We start from the raw sequence: 13805 nt of genomic DNA, 5'->3' as shown, positions 1-13805 counted from the left end.
CTCCCCGGGCGGCCTCGGAGGTCGCGCGGCCGGCGCCGCGGGCGCAGCCTGGGCGGCTTGCGCGGCGGGGGCGCCCGCGACCGTGCCGGCCGGCGGTGGCCGGCGCCCGTCACGGCGCGCCGGCGGGCGATTCTGCGTGCCGGCGGCCGCAACGGAGCCGGAAGCGACACCCGGATTGCCAGGCTGGCGGCCCTGCTTGGCGGCAGGCGGGGCCGGCGTCTGGACGGGGGATGGGGCGGCCTTGGGCGCGGGCCGGCCGGCATCGGTTTTCCGATCCRGCGGCAAAGGTTTGGCGGGGCGTTGTGCTGACATTGGCCGGGATTATAATCCGCGGCATGAATGCAAGAACCGACACGCCAGCCGACGCGCCCGCGCCGTCCGAAAAAGACGAGCCCCTGCCCGTTCCCGCCCCTGCCGCGCACCTCGTCGCGCCCCTCGACGTGCCCGCCCCGGCCGCCGAGCCGGTCGAGCGAAGCGGCCCCGACCACCAGCAGTTCGTCGACTGGCTGCGCGCGGTCGCCCCGTATATCCACGCGTTTCGCGGCAAGACCTTCGTCATCGCCTTCGCCGGCGAACTGGTCAAGGCCGGCACGCTCAACGCGCTCGTCAACGACGTGGCGTTGCTGCACGCCATGGGCATGCAGATCGTGCTGGTGCACGGCTCGCGCCCGCAGGTGGAAGAGCAACTGGCGCTGCGCCACGTCGAGTCGCAATTCGCCGCCGGCGTGCGCATCACCGACAACGCCGCGCTCGAATGCGCCAAGGAAGCCGCCGGCGAACTGCGCCTGGACATCGAGGCCGCCTTCAGCCAGGGCCTGCCCAACACACCCATGGCCGGCGCCCAGCTCTCGGTGATTTCGGGCAATTTCGTTACCGCGCGCCCGGTCGGCATTGTCGAAGGCGTGGACTACCAGCACACCGGCCTGGTGCGCAAGATCGACGGCGAATCGGTGCGCATGTCGCTCTCGCACGGCAAGGTGGTGCTGCTTTCGCCGCTTGGTTTCTCGCCCACCGGCCAGGCCTTCAACCTGTCGATGGAAGACGTGGCCAGCGCCACCGCCACCGCCATCAAGGCCGACAAGCTGGTCTTCATCACCGAAGTGCCCGGCGTGCAGGACGCGTCCGGCAGGATGATGCCGGAAATGTCGCTGCGCACCGCCGTCGAGCGACTGCAGAACAACCACCTGCCGCCCGAGGTGGCCTATTACCTGGAACACCTGGTCAAGGCCCTCAAGGGCGGCGTGCCGCGCGCGCACCTGATCCCGTTCGAGCTGGACGGCTCGGTGCTGCTGGAGCTGTTCCTGCACGACGGCGTCGGCACCATGATTTCCGACACCGACCTGGAAAGCCTGCGCGAAGCCACGCTGGACGACGTCGGCGGCATCCTGCAGCTGATCGCCCCGCTCGAGCAGGACGGCACGCTGGTGCCGCGCGGGCGCCACCTGATCGAGCGCGACATCGCCAACTTCTCGGTGATCGAGCACGACGGCGTGCTGTTCGGCTGCGCCGCGCTCTACCCGTATTCGCGCGAGGGCATGGCCGAAATGGCCTGCCTCACGGTATCGTCAGAGGCGCAAGGCACCGGCGACGGCGAGCGCCTGCTCAAGCGCATCGAGCGCCGTGCCCGCAGCCTCGGCCTGGATCGCCTGTTCGTGCTTACCACCCGCACCGAGCACTGGTTCCTCAAGCGCGGCTTCGTGCACGCCAACGTGGACGACCTGCCCGAAGACAAGCGCAAGCTGTACAACTGGCAACGCAAGTCGATGGTGCTGATGAAAAAACTGTGACGCCGGTGGGGGTAGCCTGAAGGCTCGCCCCGGCTTCGTTACAATAGCGCCACCGCAACGGCCGGCCGTTTCGCCGCGCCGGCTACATCACACGACAACAAGGAGTTCCCCATGGCCCGCATGGTTCAATGCGTCAAGCTCAACAAGGAAGCCGAAGGGCTCGACCTGCCGCCGCTGCCTGGCGAACTCGGCAAGAAGATCTGGCAGACCGTGTCCAAGGAAGCCTGGGCTGGCTGGCTCAAGCACCAGACCATGCTGATCAATGAAAACCGCCTCAACATGGCCGATACGCGCGCGCGCCAGTACCTGCTCAAGCAGACCGAGAAGTATTTCTTCGGCGAAGGCGCCGACCAGGCCCAGGGCTACGTGCCGCCGCCGCAGGCGTAATGTGCCTGGCGCGCGGCCTGGTGCCGCGCCCGGGAATAAAAAAGGGTGCCTCTCGCGGCACCCTTTTTCGTTCCGGCGCGCCCCGTGCGGGGCCGTCGCAGCCCAGCGTCAGTAGTCGCTGCGCTTGACGCCCTCCGGCGTGCCCAGCAGCAGCACGTCCGCGCCGCGCAGCGCGAACAGGCCGACCGTCACCACGCCCGGCACCTGGTTGATCGAGGCCTCCAGCGCCTTCGGATCGGTGATCTTCAGGCCGCTGACGTCCAGGATCACGTTGCCGTTGTCGGTCTTGAAGATGCCGCCTTCCTTGGTCATGCGCAGGCGCGGCTGGCCGCCGAACGCCGCCAGCTTGCGCGCTACCGCCGCGCGTGCCATCGGAATCACTTCCACCGGCAGCGGGAATGCGCCCATCACGTCGACCAGCTTGCTGCCATCGGCGATGCACACAAAGCGCTGCGCCACCGAGGCCACGATCTTCTCGCGCGTCAGCGCGCCGCCGCCGCCCTTGATCATGGCGCCGCTGGCGTCGATCTCGTCGGCACCGTCCACGTACACGGGGATTTCATCGACCTCGTTCAGGTCCAGCACCTTGAAGCCATGCTGCTGCAGGCGGCGGGTGGAAGCTTCCGAGCTGGAAACCGCGCCGGCAAAGCGCTCCTTGAACGCCGCCACCGCATCGATAAAGAGGTTGGCCGTGGAGCCCGTGCCAACGCCGAGCACGGCACCAGCCGGCACTTCCTTCTCGACATAGTCCGCCGCGGCTTGCGCCACCAGCGCCTTCAGTTCATCCTGATTCATGACAACAGCCCGTCTGCTTTTGGGGGAAACCGCATAGTGTACCGGATTGCCGTGGCATCGCCGGAGGCGCCACCGGCCGGCGGTACAATGGCTTCGAGACCGGCGGCGGACCGCATGAAAGCATCCCGCGCGCCGGCCACCGCATTGCGCTCTGCGCCGCCCTCCCCTGCCGGGGAAGGCAACGATGTACAGCGACGCCCGCGGCCAGGCACACCGGCCCGGCGTCATCACCAACCTCTACCAGCAACTCACCGACCATGAACCAGCTCGATCAGCTCAAGCAGTTCACCACCGTAGTGGCGGACACCGGCGACTTCCAGTTGATGAAGCAGTACACGCCGCAAGACGCCACCACCAACCCGTCCCTGATCCTCAAGGCCGTGCAGAAGGCCGAGTACCGCCCGCTGCTGGACCGCGCCGTGCGCGACAACGACGGCATCGACGCCGTCATGGACGCCTTGCTGATCGGCTTCGGCTGCGAGATCCTGGCCATCGTGCCCGGCCGTGTGTCCACCGAGGTCGATGCCCGCCTGTCCTTCAACACGGAAGCCACCCTGGCCAAGGCCCGCCACCTGATCTCGCTGTACGAGCAGCGCGGCGTGGCGCGCGAACGCGTGCTGATCAAGATCGCCTCCACCTGGGAGGGCATCCGCGCCGCCGAGGTGCTGCAGCGCGAAGGCATCCGCTGCAATATGACGCTGCTGTTCTCGCTGGCCCAGGCCGTGGCCTGCGCCGAAGCCGGCGCGCAACTCATCTCGCCCTTCGTCGGCCGCATTCTCGACTGGCACAAGAAGCAGGCCGGCGACAACTGGGATGTTGCCGCCAATGCCGGCGACAACGACCCCGGCGTGCGCTCGGTGCGCCAGATCTACGACTACTACAAGAAGTTCGGCCACCCCACCGAAGTGATGGGCGCCAGCTTCCGCAGCACCGAGCAGATCCTCTCGCTGGCCGGTTGCGACCTGCTGACCATCAGCCCGGACCTGCTCGAGAAACTCGCCGCCACCGCAGGCACGGTCGAGCGCAAGCTGTCGGTCGACCAGGCCCAGGCCGCCAATATCGCCCGCATCGAATGCAGCGAAGCGGCCTTCCGCTGGCAGTTGAACGAGGACCAGATGGCCACGGAGAAGCTGTCCGACGGCATCCGCCTGTTCGCAGCGGATGCGGTCAAGCTGGAAGCGCTGATCGCGGGCTAGCCTCCCGCTCACCCAGCTCCCGTTCACACCGGGATGGTCCCTGCGCAATCGGCGGGACCATCCGGTTCAGGATCGGGCCGGCACGGATCCGTCCCACAGCTGCGGCAGCACCACGCCCGCCGGTCCGCGCAGCACGATATCGGCGGTCTGGTCCAGCGCCGAGGGCTCGGGATTGACCACGATGACCTGCGCGCCGTGGTCCTTGGCGATGCCGGGCAGGCCGGCGGCCGGGTACACCAGGCCGGAGGTGCCCACCACCAGGCAGCAATCGCAGGTCTCGGCCGCGTGCTCGGCGCGATAGCGCGCCACGCGCGGCAGGTCCTCGCCGAACCACACCACGCCGGGACGCATCATGGCGCCGCACAGGTTGCAGCGCGGCGGCATGCCGGGAATGGCCGTGGCCGGGTCGCAGCGGCCGCAGCCGTCCAGCCATTTGTTGGCGAACAGGTTGCCGTGCAGTTCGATCACATCGCGGCTGCCGGCGCGCTGGTGCAGGCCGTCGACGTTTTGCGTGACCAGGGTGAGGTTTCTTTGCGCCGCGAGCGCGGCCAGCGCGAAATGCGCGGGGTTCGGATGGGTGGCCGCGACCAGCTCGCGCCGGTGCAGGTACCACTCCCAGACCAGCGCGGGCTGGCGCCGGTAAGCGTCTTCCTGCGCCAGTTCCTCCGGATTGAAACGTGACCAGAGGCCGGTCATGGCATCGCGGAAGGTCGGAACGCCCGACTCGGCCGAGACGCCGGCGCCGGTCAGCACCATGATGCTGCCGGCTCCGGCGATCAGGCCGCGCGCGGCCGCCAGAGAAGGCGCATCGATTTCCGCGGCCATGGGCTCAGCGCGGCAGGCGGCGCTGGCGCACCGCTTCATACAGGCACACGCCGCTGGCCACGGAGACGTTCAGGCTCTCCACGCCGCCGGCCATGGGAATGCCGACCAGTTCGTCGCAAGTCTCGCGCGTGAGGCGACGCATGCCCTCGCCTTCGGCGCCCATGACGAGAGCCATCGGACCCTTGAGGTCGACGTCGTAGACGGTCTTGTCGGCGCCGTCAGCCGTGCCGATCACCCAGATGCCGCGCTCCTGCAATTCGCGCAGGGTGCGCGCCAGGTTGGTGACGGTGATGTAGGGAACGGTCTCGGCCGCACCGCTGGCGACCTTGGCCACGGTGGTGTTGAGGCCCACGCTGCGGTCCTTGGGGGCGATCACGGCATGCGCGCCGGCACCATCGGCCACGCGCAGGCAGGCGCCCAGGTTGTGCGGGTCGGTGACGCCGTCCAGCACCAGCAGCAGCGGCGTGCCTTCGATGCCATCCAGCAGTTCGTCGAGATTGAGTGCCAGCGCCACGTCTTCGGCGCGGGCCACCACGCCCTGGTGGCGATCGGTGCCGGCCATGCCGCGCAGGCGCTCTGCGTCCACCGGATGCAGGCGCACATTGAGGCTTTCGGCAAGCCGGATGAAGTCCTGCATGCGGCGGTCACGCCGCGCGGATTCTACATAGACATCGGTGACGCCCGCGGCGTCCTGGCGCAGGCGCGCGGTGACGGCGTGAAAGCCGATCAGGAGTTTTTGTTTAGCCATGGCGGGATTGTACCCGCCGGGCCTTGCCGCGTGTCCAGAGCGGGGGAACCGGTTGCGGCTCCCCCCGCCACCTCAGCGCTTGCGCGCGGCGCGGCTGCTCTTGCCGGCCGGCTTGCCGCCGCCCTTGGGACCCGACCCGAGATGGGCCGGCTTGGGCTTGGCGGCGCGCTTGGCCGGCTTGCCGCCCTGGCCGATACGCGTCTTGACGGGCGTGATGACGGCCTCGAACACCGGCTGTTCTTCGATCACGCGGTCGAGCGTTTCGTCGAACGATTCTTCCGGCTTGGAGGTGCCGCCCAGCAGCGCCGCCAGCTGGCGGCCCTTCTTGCGCGCCGGCACGGCGTGCGCGGCGGGCACGCGCGGCTGCGCCTCGGTGACCGGCGCACGGGCACGCAGGTTCTTGGCCGACGGTTCCTGCACCAGGCGGAAGTCGATCTTGCGAGCATCCAGGTCCACGCGCGAAACCTGCACGCGCACGCGGTCGGTCAGGCGGTAGCGGATGCCGGTGCGCTCGCCGCGCAGTTCGTTGCGCGCTTCGTCGTACTGGAAGTAGTCGCTGCCCAGCTCGGTAACGTGGACCAGGCCTTCCACATACAGCTCGTCGAGCTGCACGAAGATGCCGAAGGAGGTCACCGAGCTGATGGTGCCGGAGTACTCGCTGCCGAGCTTGTCGCGCATGAAGTAGCACTTGAGCCAGGCTTCCACGTCGCGCGAGGCTTCGTCGGCGCGGCGCTCGTTGGCCGAGCAGTGCAGGCCGAGCTCGTCCCAGATGGCTTCGTTGCGCTTGGCGCGCGCCGCGCTCTGTTCGGCCTTGGCCGCGGCGTCCTTGGCCTGCATGCGGCGGGCCTTGGGCGCGATGGCGGTATTCAGCGCCGTGCCGGGGGCGAACGCCGGCTGGTACTTGGTGTGCGCCAGCACGGCCTTGATGGCGCGGTGGACCAGCAAGTCAGGGTAGCGGCGGATCGGGCTGGTGAAGTGGGCGTAGGCCTCGTACGACAAGCCGAAGTGGCCGATATTGTCCGGGCTGTAGACCGCCTGCTGCATCGAGCGCAGCAGCATGGTCTGCAGCATGGGCGCGTCGGGACGGCTCTTGATCTTGTCCATCACGTCGGCGTAGTCGGCCGCCTGCGGCTTGTCGCCGCCGGCCAGCGACAGCCCCACGGTCCTGAGGAACTCGCGCAGGTTCTTGAGCTTTTCCTCGCTCGGCCCCGCGTGGATGCGATACAGCGTGGGGTGCTTGAAACGCTCGAGAAAATCGGCCGCGCATACGTTGGCGGCCAGCATGCATTCCTCGATCAGGCGGTGCGCGTCGTTGCGGGTGCGCGGCAGGATCTGCTCGATCTTGCCCTGCGCATTGCAGACGATATAGGTCTCGGTGGTGTCGAAGTCGATCGCGCCACGCTCGCGGCGGGACTTGAGCAGGACCTGGAACAGCTCGTACAGGTTCTGCAGGTGCGGCACCAGGTCGGCGCGCTTGTGCGCCTCCGGGCCCTTGGTGTTGGAGAGCACGGCCCAGACCTCGTTATAGGTCAGGCGTGCCGCCGAGTGCATCACGGCCGGGTAGAACTGGTAGGCCTTGAGCTCGCCCTTGGCGGTGATGACCGCATCGCACACCATGCACAGGCGGTCCACCTGCGGGTTGAGCGAGCACAGCCCGTTGGAGAGCTTCTCCGGCAACATCGGGATCACGCGGCGCGGGAAATACACCGACGTGGCGCGGTCCAGCGCATCGGCATCGAGCGGCGTGCCGGGGCGCACGTAGTGCGACACGTCGGCGATCGCCACCACCAGGCGCCAGCCCTTGGCACGCCCGATCTTGACCGGCTCGCAGTAGACCGCGTCGTCGAAGTCGCGTGCGTCTTCGCCATCGATGGTCACCAGCGGCACGTCGCGCAGGTCAATGCGGTGGTCGAGGTCGGATTCGCGCACCGTGTCCGGCAGCGCGGCGGCTTCCTTGGCGCACGCATCGGAGAAGGCATGCGGCACGCCGTACTTGCGCACGGCGATCTCGATCTCCATGCCGGGATCGTCGATGTCGCCCAGCACTTCCACCACGCGGCCCACCGGCTGCACGTAGCGGTCGGGATAGTCGATGATTTCCACGCTGACCACCTGCCCCACGCGCGCCTTGCCCTGCGCCTTGGGCGGAATCAGGATGTCCTGGCTGATGCGCTTGTCTTCCGGCGCCACCACCAGCACCCCGCCTTCACTGAGCAGGCGGCCGATCACGTAGCGGTTGGCGCGTTCGATGATCTCGACGATCTGGCCTTCGGGCCGGCCGCGCCGGTCGTAGCCGATCACGCGCACCTGGGCGCGGTCGTTGTGCATCGCCTTCTGCAGTTCGCGCTCGGGCAGGAAAATATCGTCGTCGCCGTCGTCGCGGATCAGGAAGCCGAAACCATCGCGGTGGCCCTGCACGCGTCCGACCACGAAGTTGGGCTGGTGGGCCAGCTCGTAGCGGCCCTTGCGGTTGAGTTCGATCTGGCCGTCGCGCTCCATGGCGGCGAGGCGTTTCTGGAATCCGTCGTGTTCCTTGCGCGTGACGGCGAGCGCCTTGGCAATGTCGCCAGCCGACAGGGGCGACCCGGACGTCCTCAGGACGCCGAGGATTTCTTCCCGGCTAGGGATCGGATAGTTATTTTGATTCAATTTTATAGATAGTATTTGACAAACGTATTGCGGTCGCTATAATGAGCGCTTCTGTTGTTTCGACGCCCGCCCAGGTGGCGAAATTGGTAGACGCACTAGGTTCAGGTCCTAGCGGTGGCAACACTGTGGAGGTTCGAGTCCTCTCCTGGGCACCAGATCAAACGGGAAACCCGCAGCGCTTTCGAGCCTTGCGGGTTTTTTGTTTTCCGGCGTCTGATCTGACAACTTGCTGCTCCCGATTCGATATTTTCGATTTGCGCGACCGCGCGACCGCGCGACCAATCAATATAAACACAGCGGCGGTTCGCGGCGTATGCCTCGCCGCCCTCAGGCGGCCCTGTCACAGGGCCCGGCGTTCACACGAACCACCAGGGCGCGGCCCGGGCGAAAACCACCGCCAACCGACCGCCAACCGACCGCCTTTCGCGCCGACTGCTGCGCTGCGGGTGAGTGTATCAGTTTCAGTGCCGATACCGGCATTCTTCCGCCACGCGCGCGTCCAAATGTCGTGTTTCCCGAAGATTTCCCGCGATTTTCGCCATGAACCGCACTGTTTATGCCCAAGCGCATCTCCAGCCGTGCATCCGCTATTCGGCCTGGACACCCTCCTTGCCGCGACGCCGTCCGCCTGCCAGATAATCGGCAGCTTGACAGTCGGCGGTATCTGTAACTATCATGGTTTCACATTGCATCACTAACCATGACCACCAGTAGCCGCTTCGCCGTTGCCGTTCATATCCTCACCTTGCTGGCCAGCGCCGACGAGCCCTTGCCGTCGTCCCTGATCGCGGGCAGCGTGGGCACCAACCCGGCGCTGATCCGCCGGCTGGTGGGCCAGCTGGCCGAGGCCGGACTGGTGAGCACCGCGATGGGCAGCACCGGCGGCGCCTCGCTGGCGCGCGCGGCGGCGTCGATCACCTTGCTCGACGTGTTCCGCGCGGTGGAATCGACCGCGCTGATCACGCTGCACCACAGCGCGCCCAACCCGGCGTGCATGGTGGGCCGGGAAATCACGGGTGCGCTGAAGCAGGCCGCCGACCACGCGCAGGCGGCAATGGACAGCGCGCTGGCACAGACCACCATCGCCGGCATGCTGGCGGAGGTGGAGCGTGCCGCCGCGGAGCGCCGCAAGCGCTGATTTTTTTGACCTGATGTGTAACCAAATCAGTTTCACATCAGCCCCATGCTCGCGCCAGCCGCGGGCATGCCCTGCCGCGATCGCCGCACTGGCGATGCAGCCGGGCTAAAGTAACCAGGCTATACAGCCAAGCAAGGAGTTAAAGATGAAAATCGCAATCATCGGCGCCACCGGTCGCGTCGGCACCCGCCTGATCGATGAGGCCCTGCGCCGCGGCCACGCAGTGACCGCCGTCGCACGCCAGGCCGGGAAGCTCCCGGCGCAACCGAACCTCACCGCCCGCAACGCCGACGTGGCGGACACCGGGGCGCTGGCCGCGGCGATCGCCGGCAGCGACGTGGTCATCAGCACGGTGCGCTTCCTGCAGGCAAGCGCCGCGCAGATCGTCGGTGCGGTAAAGGCGGCGGGCGTGCCGCGCCTGCTGGTGGTGGGCGGCGCCGGCAGCCTGTTGGTGGCGCCCGGCGTGCAACTGGTGGATACCCCCCAGTTCCCCGAGGCATACAAGGCGGAAGCCCTGGCCGGACGCGACTTCCTCGCGGCCCTGCGCACCGAGAGCGCGCTCGACTGGACCTTCCTCTCCCCGGCGGCGCTGTTCGAGCCGGGCACCCGCACCGGCAGCTGGCGCACGGGCGAGGAAACGCTGATGTCCGATGCCTCGGGCAAGAGCTGGATCTCGATGGAAGACTACGCCACCGCCATGATCGACGAGGTGGAAAAGCCCGCACACTCTCGCCAGCGCTACACGGTGGCGTACTGACCGGGCCCGCGCCCGGCGTCCTGCCTGCTCAGCCCGCGCTGCCGTCGGTGGCGTGCTTGCCGCGCTTGAGCCAGGCCGCGAGGTTGTGCGGGCGCAGGGTGTCGTACTCTTCGAACGGCTGGTGGATCCAGGGATTGGTCGGCAGGAAGGTCACGTGGTAGTCCGGCTTGACCTTGGAGCAGGCCTTGTACCAGAGCACCGAGGAGCGGACTTCCGTCACGGCGGGATAGCGCTCCTTCAGGTGGCGGCCCACGCGCTCCAGCGTCACGCCGGAATCCACCAGGTCGTCCACCAGCAGGATCTTGCCCGACAGCTCGCCGCGGGTCATGGTGATGTACTGAGCGATATCCAGGTCGCCCTGCTGCGTGCCGGCCGCTTCGCGATAGCTGCTGGTGGCGAGGATGGCCAGGGGCACGTCGAAAATGCGCGACATCTGGTCGCCGACGCGCAAGCCGCCACGCGCCAGGCACAGGATCTTGTCGAACTTCCAGCCCGACTCATGGACGTTCAGTGCGAGGCGTGCGATCAGGCTGTGGTATTCGTCCCACGAGATCCACAGGTTCTCGTCGTCGTTCGATGGCAGGGTCATGATTTTCCAGCTCTTCGGCTTGAGGTCTGTCGACCGATAATGTTTCGGCCCGCTTGCGCGGGCCGATTTGCTATTGTGCTCTCGACGCCTTGCCGGCGTCATGCCACGGGCGCCCTTGCGGGCGCGCCAGGCGTCAGGCCACGTAGGGGTGGCGCAGGAGGATGGTCTCGTCGCGGTCCGGGCCGGTCGAGATCATGTCGATCGGGATGCCGACCACTTCTTCGATGCGCTTGAGGTAGGTGCGCGCCTGTTCCGGCAGTGCATCCCAGGCCTTCACGCCGAAGGTGGACTCGTTCCAGCCCGGGAACTCCTCGTACACCGGCACGCAGCGCGCCACCGCATCCGAGCCGCGCGGCAGGATGTCGACGGTCTTGCCGTCCAGCTCGTAACCCACGCACAGCTTCAGGGTTTCCAGGCCATCCAGCACGTCGAGCTTGGTCATGCACAGGCCCGACACGCCGTTGATCTGCACCGAGCGCTTGAGCGCGGCGGCATCGAGCCAGCCGGTGCGGCGCGGACGGCCGGTGACCGAGCCGAATTCCTTGCCGACGTTGGCCAGGCGCACGCCCACCGGATCCTGGCGGGCGGGGTTGTCGTTGTCGTACAGCTCGCTGGGGAACGGGCCCGAACCCACGCGGGTGCAGTACGCCTTGGTGATGCCCAGGATGTAGTTCAGGCGGCCCGGGCCGACCCCGGCGCCCGCCGCGGCCGCACCGGCCACGCAGTTGCTGGAAGTGACGAACGGATAGGTGCCGTGGTCGACATCGAGCAGCGTGCCTTGCGCGCCTTCGAACATCAGGTTGTCGCCGGCGGCGTTGACCGCGTACAGCTCGGCGGACACGTCGGCCACCATCGGCGCCAGGCGCGGCGCGTAGGCCAGCATTTCGTCCAGGGTCTGCTGGAAGTCCACCGCTTCGGCGCCCAGGTACTGGGTCAGCATGAAGTTGTGCAGGTCCAGGTTTTCGCGCAGGCGCTCGGCGAACAGCTTGGGATCGAACAGGTCCTGCACGCGCAGCGCGCGGCGGGCTACCTTGTCTTCGTAGGCCGGGCCGATGCCGCGGCCGGTGGTGCCGATCTTGCCGGCGCCGCGGCGCGCTTCGCGCGCCTTGTCGATGGCAACGTGGTACGGCAGGATCAGCGTGGTTGCTTCGGAGATGCGCAGGCGGTTCTGCACCTGCAGGCCGGCGCTTTCCAGTTCTTCGATCTCGCGGAACAGCGCCTCGGGCGACAGCACCACGCCATTGCCGATGTAGCAGACCGTGCCTGCGCGCATGATGCCCGACGGGATCAGTCGCAGGATGGTCTTCTTGCCGCCGATGATGAGGGTGTGGCCCGCATTGTGGCCACCCTGGAACCGCACCACGCCCTTTGCATGATCGGTAAGCCAATCGACGATTTTCCCTTTGCCTTCGTCACCCCACTGGGTGCCGATCACGACGACATTGCGTCCCTGGCTTACTGCAGAAGCGGACATGTTGATTTGGTCAGAAGGTTAAAAACGTATTTTACTCTCGTTGCCGGACAACTCCCCGATTTTGGGGAGATCGGCCTGCAACGCGAAGGAAATGAAACGAGCCGGCGCGGCGCTCAGGCGCCCGCGCGGCGCGGCACCACCGTCCAGCCGCCGGCGTCGCGCACGAGCTGGCGGTCGCAATTGAACTCGTCGAGCTGGTGCGTATGGCCCGGCAGCGACTGGATCACGATCTCGCCCTCGGCGCGCAGCGCGGCGATCTTCGCGCGCAGCTCGGGATCCGCATCCCACGGCGCGAAAATGGCGAATGCCCGCACTTCCAGCGGTGACAGCGCGGCAACTTCGCGCAAATCCAGCGAGAAGCCGGTTGCGGGCCGGGCGCGGCCAAAGGCTTCCCCGACCTTGTCGTAACGGCCACCGCGGGCCACGTAGTTGGGCAGGCCGGCCACGTAGGCGGTGAACATCACGCCGCTGTGGTAGTGGTAGCCGCGCAGGTCGGACAGGTCGATATTGACGCTGGCTCCGTTCACCTCGGCGGCCAGCGCGGCCAGTTCATCCAGCGCGCGCCCGATGGCCGGGCTGGCCGGCAGCGTGGCGCGGGCGCGCTCCAGCACCTCCACCCCGCCATACAGCGTTGGCAGGGCCAGCAGCGCATCGCGCTCGGCTTGCGGCATGCCTTCGGTCAGCTCGCGCAGCGCCGAAACATCCTTGGTCTCGAGCGCGGCGAACAGCGCGTCCTCGATCTTGCGGCTCGACGGCAGGCCGTCGAGCAAGGCTTCCAGGATGCCGGCGTGGCACAGGTCGAGCCGGACATCGGTCAGCCCGGCCACCTGGAGCGCGGCCAGCATCAGGGCCTGGATTTCGACGTCGGCTTCGAGGCCGGCATGGCCGTAGATCTCCGCGCCGACCTGGATCGGCTCGCGCGTCGCGCGAAAACCCGCCGGGCGGGCATGCAGCACATTGCCGGCATAGCACAGGCGGGTCACGCCGGAGCGGTTGAGCAAATGGGCGTCGATCCGGGCCACCTGGGGCGTGATATCGGCGCGCAGGCCCATGGTGCGGCCGGACAGCTGATCCACCAGCTTGAGCGTGCGCAGGTCGAGGTCGTGCCCGGTGCCGGTCAGCAGCGACTCCAGGTACTCCAGCATCGGCGGCATGACGAGCTCGTAGCCGTAGGTGCGGAACAGGTCCAGCATGCGGCGGCGCAGTTCCTCGATCTTGCGGGCCTCCGACGGCAGCACGTCGGCAATGTTTTCAGGCAGAAGCCAGTGGTTGGACATGGTAAATCTCTTCACGTCATGCAGTTGCCGGGCGCCCTTGGTGCACCCGTTGAATTTCGTTCGCGCATTCGTTCGCGCATTCGTTTGCGCATGCGATTGCGCATTCGTTCGCGCAGTCTTCCTCGCCAGCGGCAAGCCGGCTGCCAGTCACCCGGCAGCGCCGCCGTGAGACGGCCGCGACGC

General features: G+C 67.5%; 12 protein-coding genes and 1 tRNA gene. 6 read left to right on the top strand and 7 right to left on the bottom strand.

The features are described 5' to 3' along the window. Window positions 1–335: 335 nt before the first annotated feature. Together argA and AB4Z48_RS36580 are read left to right on the top strand one after the other, a co-directional pair. The gene (gene argA / locus AB4Z48_RS36585; RefSeq protein WP_441623162.1) at window positions 336–1787 is read left to right on the top strand and encodes an amino-acid N-acetyltransferase; all 1452 of its coding nucleotides are present in this window, start codon (window positions 336–338) and stop codon (window positions 1785–1787) included. A 111-nt stretch (window positions 1788–1898) separates the two neighbouring features. Further along, window positions 1899–2174, top strand: coding sequence for an oxidative damage protection protein (locus tag AB4Z48_RS36580; RefSeq protein ID WP_441623161.1), 276 nt, complete (start codon window positions 1899–1901; stop codon window positions 2172–2174). Window positions 2175–2282: 108 nt separating this feature from the next. Here AB4Z48_RS36580 and rpiA read toward each other — a convergent pair whose 3' ends face one another. Continuing rightward, a complete protein-coding gene (gene rpiA / locus AB4Z48_RS36575) occupies window positions 2283–2969 on the bottom strand; it encodes a ribose-5-phosphate isomerase RpiA (RefSeq protein ID WP_441623159.1) in 687 nt (228 codons plus the stop codon). A gap of 257 nt (window positions 2970–3226) precedes the next feature. On the opposite strand from rpiA, the gene tal reads away from it, so the two are divergent. After that, window positions 3227–4165, top strand: coding sequence for a transaldolase (gene tal / locus AB4Z48_RS36570; protein WP_441623157.1), 939 nt, complete (start codon window positions 3227–3229; stop codon window positions 4163–4165). Between the two features lie 66 nt (window positions 4166–4231). Here the strand turns inward: tal and AB4Z48_RS36565 are convergent, their stop codons facing one another. From AB4Z48_RS36565 to rnr, 3 genes are all read right to left on the bottom strand, one after another. Then, a complete protein-coding gene (locus AB4Z48_RS36565; RefSeq protein WP_441623155.1) occupies window positions 4232–4990 on the bottom strand; it encodes an SIR2 family NAD-dependent protein deacylase in 759 nt (252 codons plus the stop codon). A gap of 4 nt (window positions 4991–4994) precedes the next feature. Continuing rightward, window positions 4995–5738 carry a 23S rRNA (guanosine(2251)-2'-O)-methyltransferase RlmB gene (rlmB, locus tag AB4Z48_RS36560; protein ID WP_441623153.1) on the bottom strand — a complete coding sequence of 248 codons (744 nt, stop codon included), beginning with the start codon at window positions 5736–5738 and terminating at the stop codon, window positions 4995–4997. Window positions 5739–5810: 72 nt separating this feature from the next. Continuing rightward, a complete protein-coding gene (rnr, locus tag AB4Z48_RS36555; protein ID WP_441623151.1) occupies window positions 5811–8387 on the bottom strand; it encodes a ribonuclease R in 2577 nt (858 codons plus the stop codon). Window positions 8388–8455: 68 nt separating this feature from the next. On the opposite strand from rnr, the gene AB4Z48_RS36550 reads away from it, so the two are divergent. The 3 genes from AB4Z48_RS36550 to AB4Z48_RS36540 all read left to right on the top strand — a co-directional run bounded on the left by AB4Z48_RS36550 (window position 8456) and on the right by AB4Z48_RS36540 (window position 10282). Continuing rightward, a tRNA-Leu gene (locus AB4Z48_RS36550) sits at window positions 8456–8542 on the top strand. 545 nt (window positions 8543–9087) lie between these two features. Next, a complete protein-coding gene (locus tag AB4Z48_RS36545) occupies window positions 9088–9525 on the top strand; it encodes an Rrf2 family transcriptional regulator (protein ID WP_441623149.1) in 438 nt (145 codons plus the stop codon). 145 nt (window positions 9526–9670) lie between these two features. Further along, window positions 9671–10282, top strand: coding sequence for an NAD(P)-dependent oxidoreductase (locus AB4Z48_RS36540; RefSeq protein WP_441623147.1), 612 nt, complete (start codon window positions 9671–9673; stop codon window positions 10280–10282). A gap of 28 nt (window positions 10283–10310) precedes the next feature. On the opposite strand, the gene AB4Z48_RS36535 is transcribed toward AB4Z48_RS36540, so the two are convergent. From AB4Z48_RS36535 to AB4Z48_RS36525, 3 genes are all read right to left on the bottom strand, one after another. Further along, window positions 10311–10871 (bottom strand): phosphoribosyltransferase, encoded by a 561-nt coding sequence (locus tag AB4Z48_RS36535; protein WP_441623145.1) that lies wholly within the window; start codon window positions 10869–10871, stop codon window positions 10311–10313. A 133-nt stretch (window positions 10872–11004) separates the two neighbouring features. After that, window positions 11005–12345 (bottom strand): adenylosuccinate synthase, encoded by a 1341-nt coding sequence (locus tag AB4Z48_RS36530; protein ID WP_441623144.1) that lies wholly within the window; start codon window positions 12343–12345, stop codon window positions 11005–11007. Window positions 12346–12458: 113 nt separating this feature from the next. Then, the gene (locus AB4Z48_RS36525; RefSeq protein WP_441623142.1) at window positions 12459–13622 is read right to left on the bottom strand and encodes an ATP phosphoribosyltransferase regulatory subunit; all 1164 of its coding nucleotides are present in this window, start codon (window positions 13620–13622) and stop codon (window positions 12459–12461) included. Between the last annotated feature and the right edge of the window lie 183 nt (window positions 13623–13805).

This window comes from Cupriavidus sp. 2TAF22 (assembly GCF_052115045.1).
GTDB lineage: Bacteria > Pseudomonadota > Gammaproteobacteria > Burkholderiales > Burkholderiaceae > Cupriavidus.
This window is presented reverse-complemented; position numbering and strand designations above follow the sequence as displayed.

Excerpts from the sequence above, each read along its gene's own strand:
- AB4Z48_RS36565 (WP_441623155.1), bottom strand. The coding sequence starts at position 4,990 with ATGGCCGCGGAAATCGATGCGCCTTCTCTGGCGGCCGCGCGCGGCCTG.
- argA (WP_441623162.1), top strand. The coding sequence starts at position 336 with ATGAATGCAAGAACCGACACGCCAGCCGACGCGCCCGCGCCGTCCGAA.
- AB4Z48_RS36540 (WP_441623147.1), top strand. The coding sequence starts at position 9,671 with ATGAAAATCGCAATCATCGGCGCCACCGGTCGCGTCGGCACCCGCCTG.
- AB4Z48_RS36545 (WP_441623149.1), top strand. The coding sequence starts at position 9,088 with ATGACCACCAGTAGCCGCTTCGCCGTTGCCGTTCATATCCTCACCTTG.
- AB4Z48_RS36535 (WP_441623145.1), bottom strand. The coding sequence starts at position 10,871 with ATGACCCTGCCATCGAACGACGACGAGAACCTGTGGATCTCGTGGGAC.
- AB4Z48_RS36530 (WP_441623144.1), bottom strand. The coding sequence starts at position 12,345 with ATGTCCGCTTCTGCAGTAAGCCAGGGACGCAATGTCGTCGTGATCGGC.
- tal (WP_441623157.1), top strand. The coding sequence starts at position 3,227 with ATGAACCAGCTCGATCAGCTCAAGCAGTTCACCACCGTAGTGGCGGAC.
- rpiA (WP_441623159.1), bottom strand. The coding sequence starts at position 2,969 with ATGAATCAGGATGAACTGAAGGCGCTGGTGGCGCAAGCCGCGGCGGAC.
- AB4Z48_RS36580 (WP_441623161.1), top strand. The coding sequence starts at position 1,899 with ATGGCCCGCATGGTTCAATGCGTCAAGCTCAACAAGGAAGCCGAAGGG.
- rlmB (WP_441623153.1), bottom strand. The coding sequence starts at position 5,738 with ATGGCTAAACAAAAACTCCTGATCGGCTTTCACGCCGTCACCGCGCGC.
- AB4Z48_RS36525 (WP_441623142.1), bottom strand. The coding sequence starts at position 13,622 with ATGTCCAACCACTGGCTTCTGCCTGAAAACATTGCCGACGTGCTGCCG.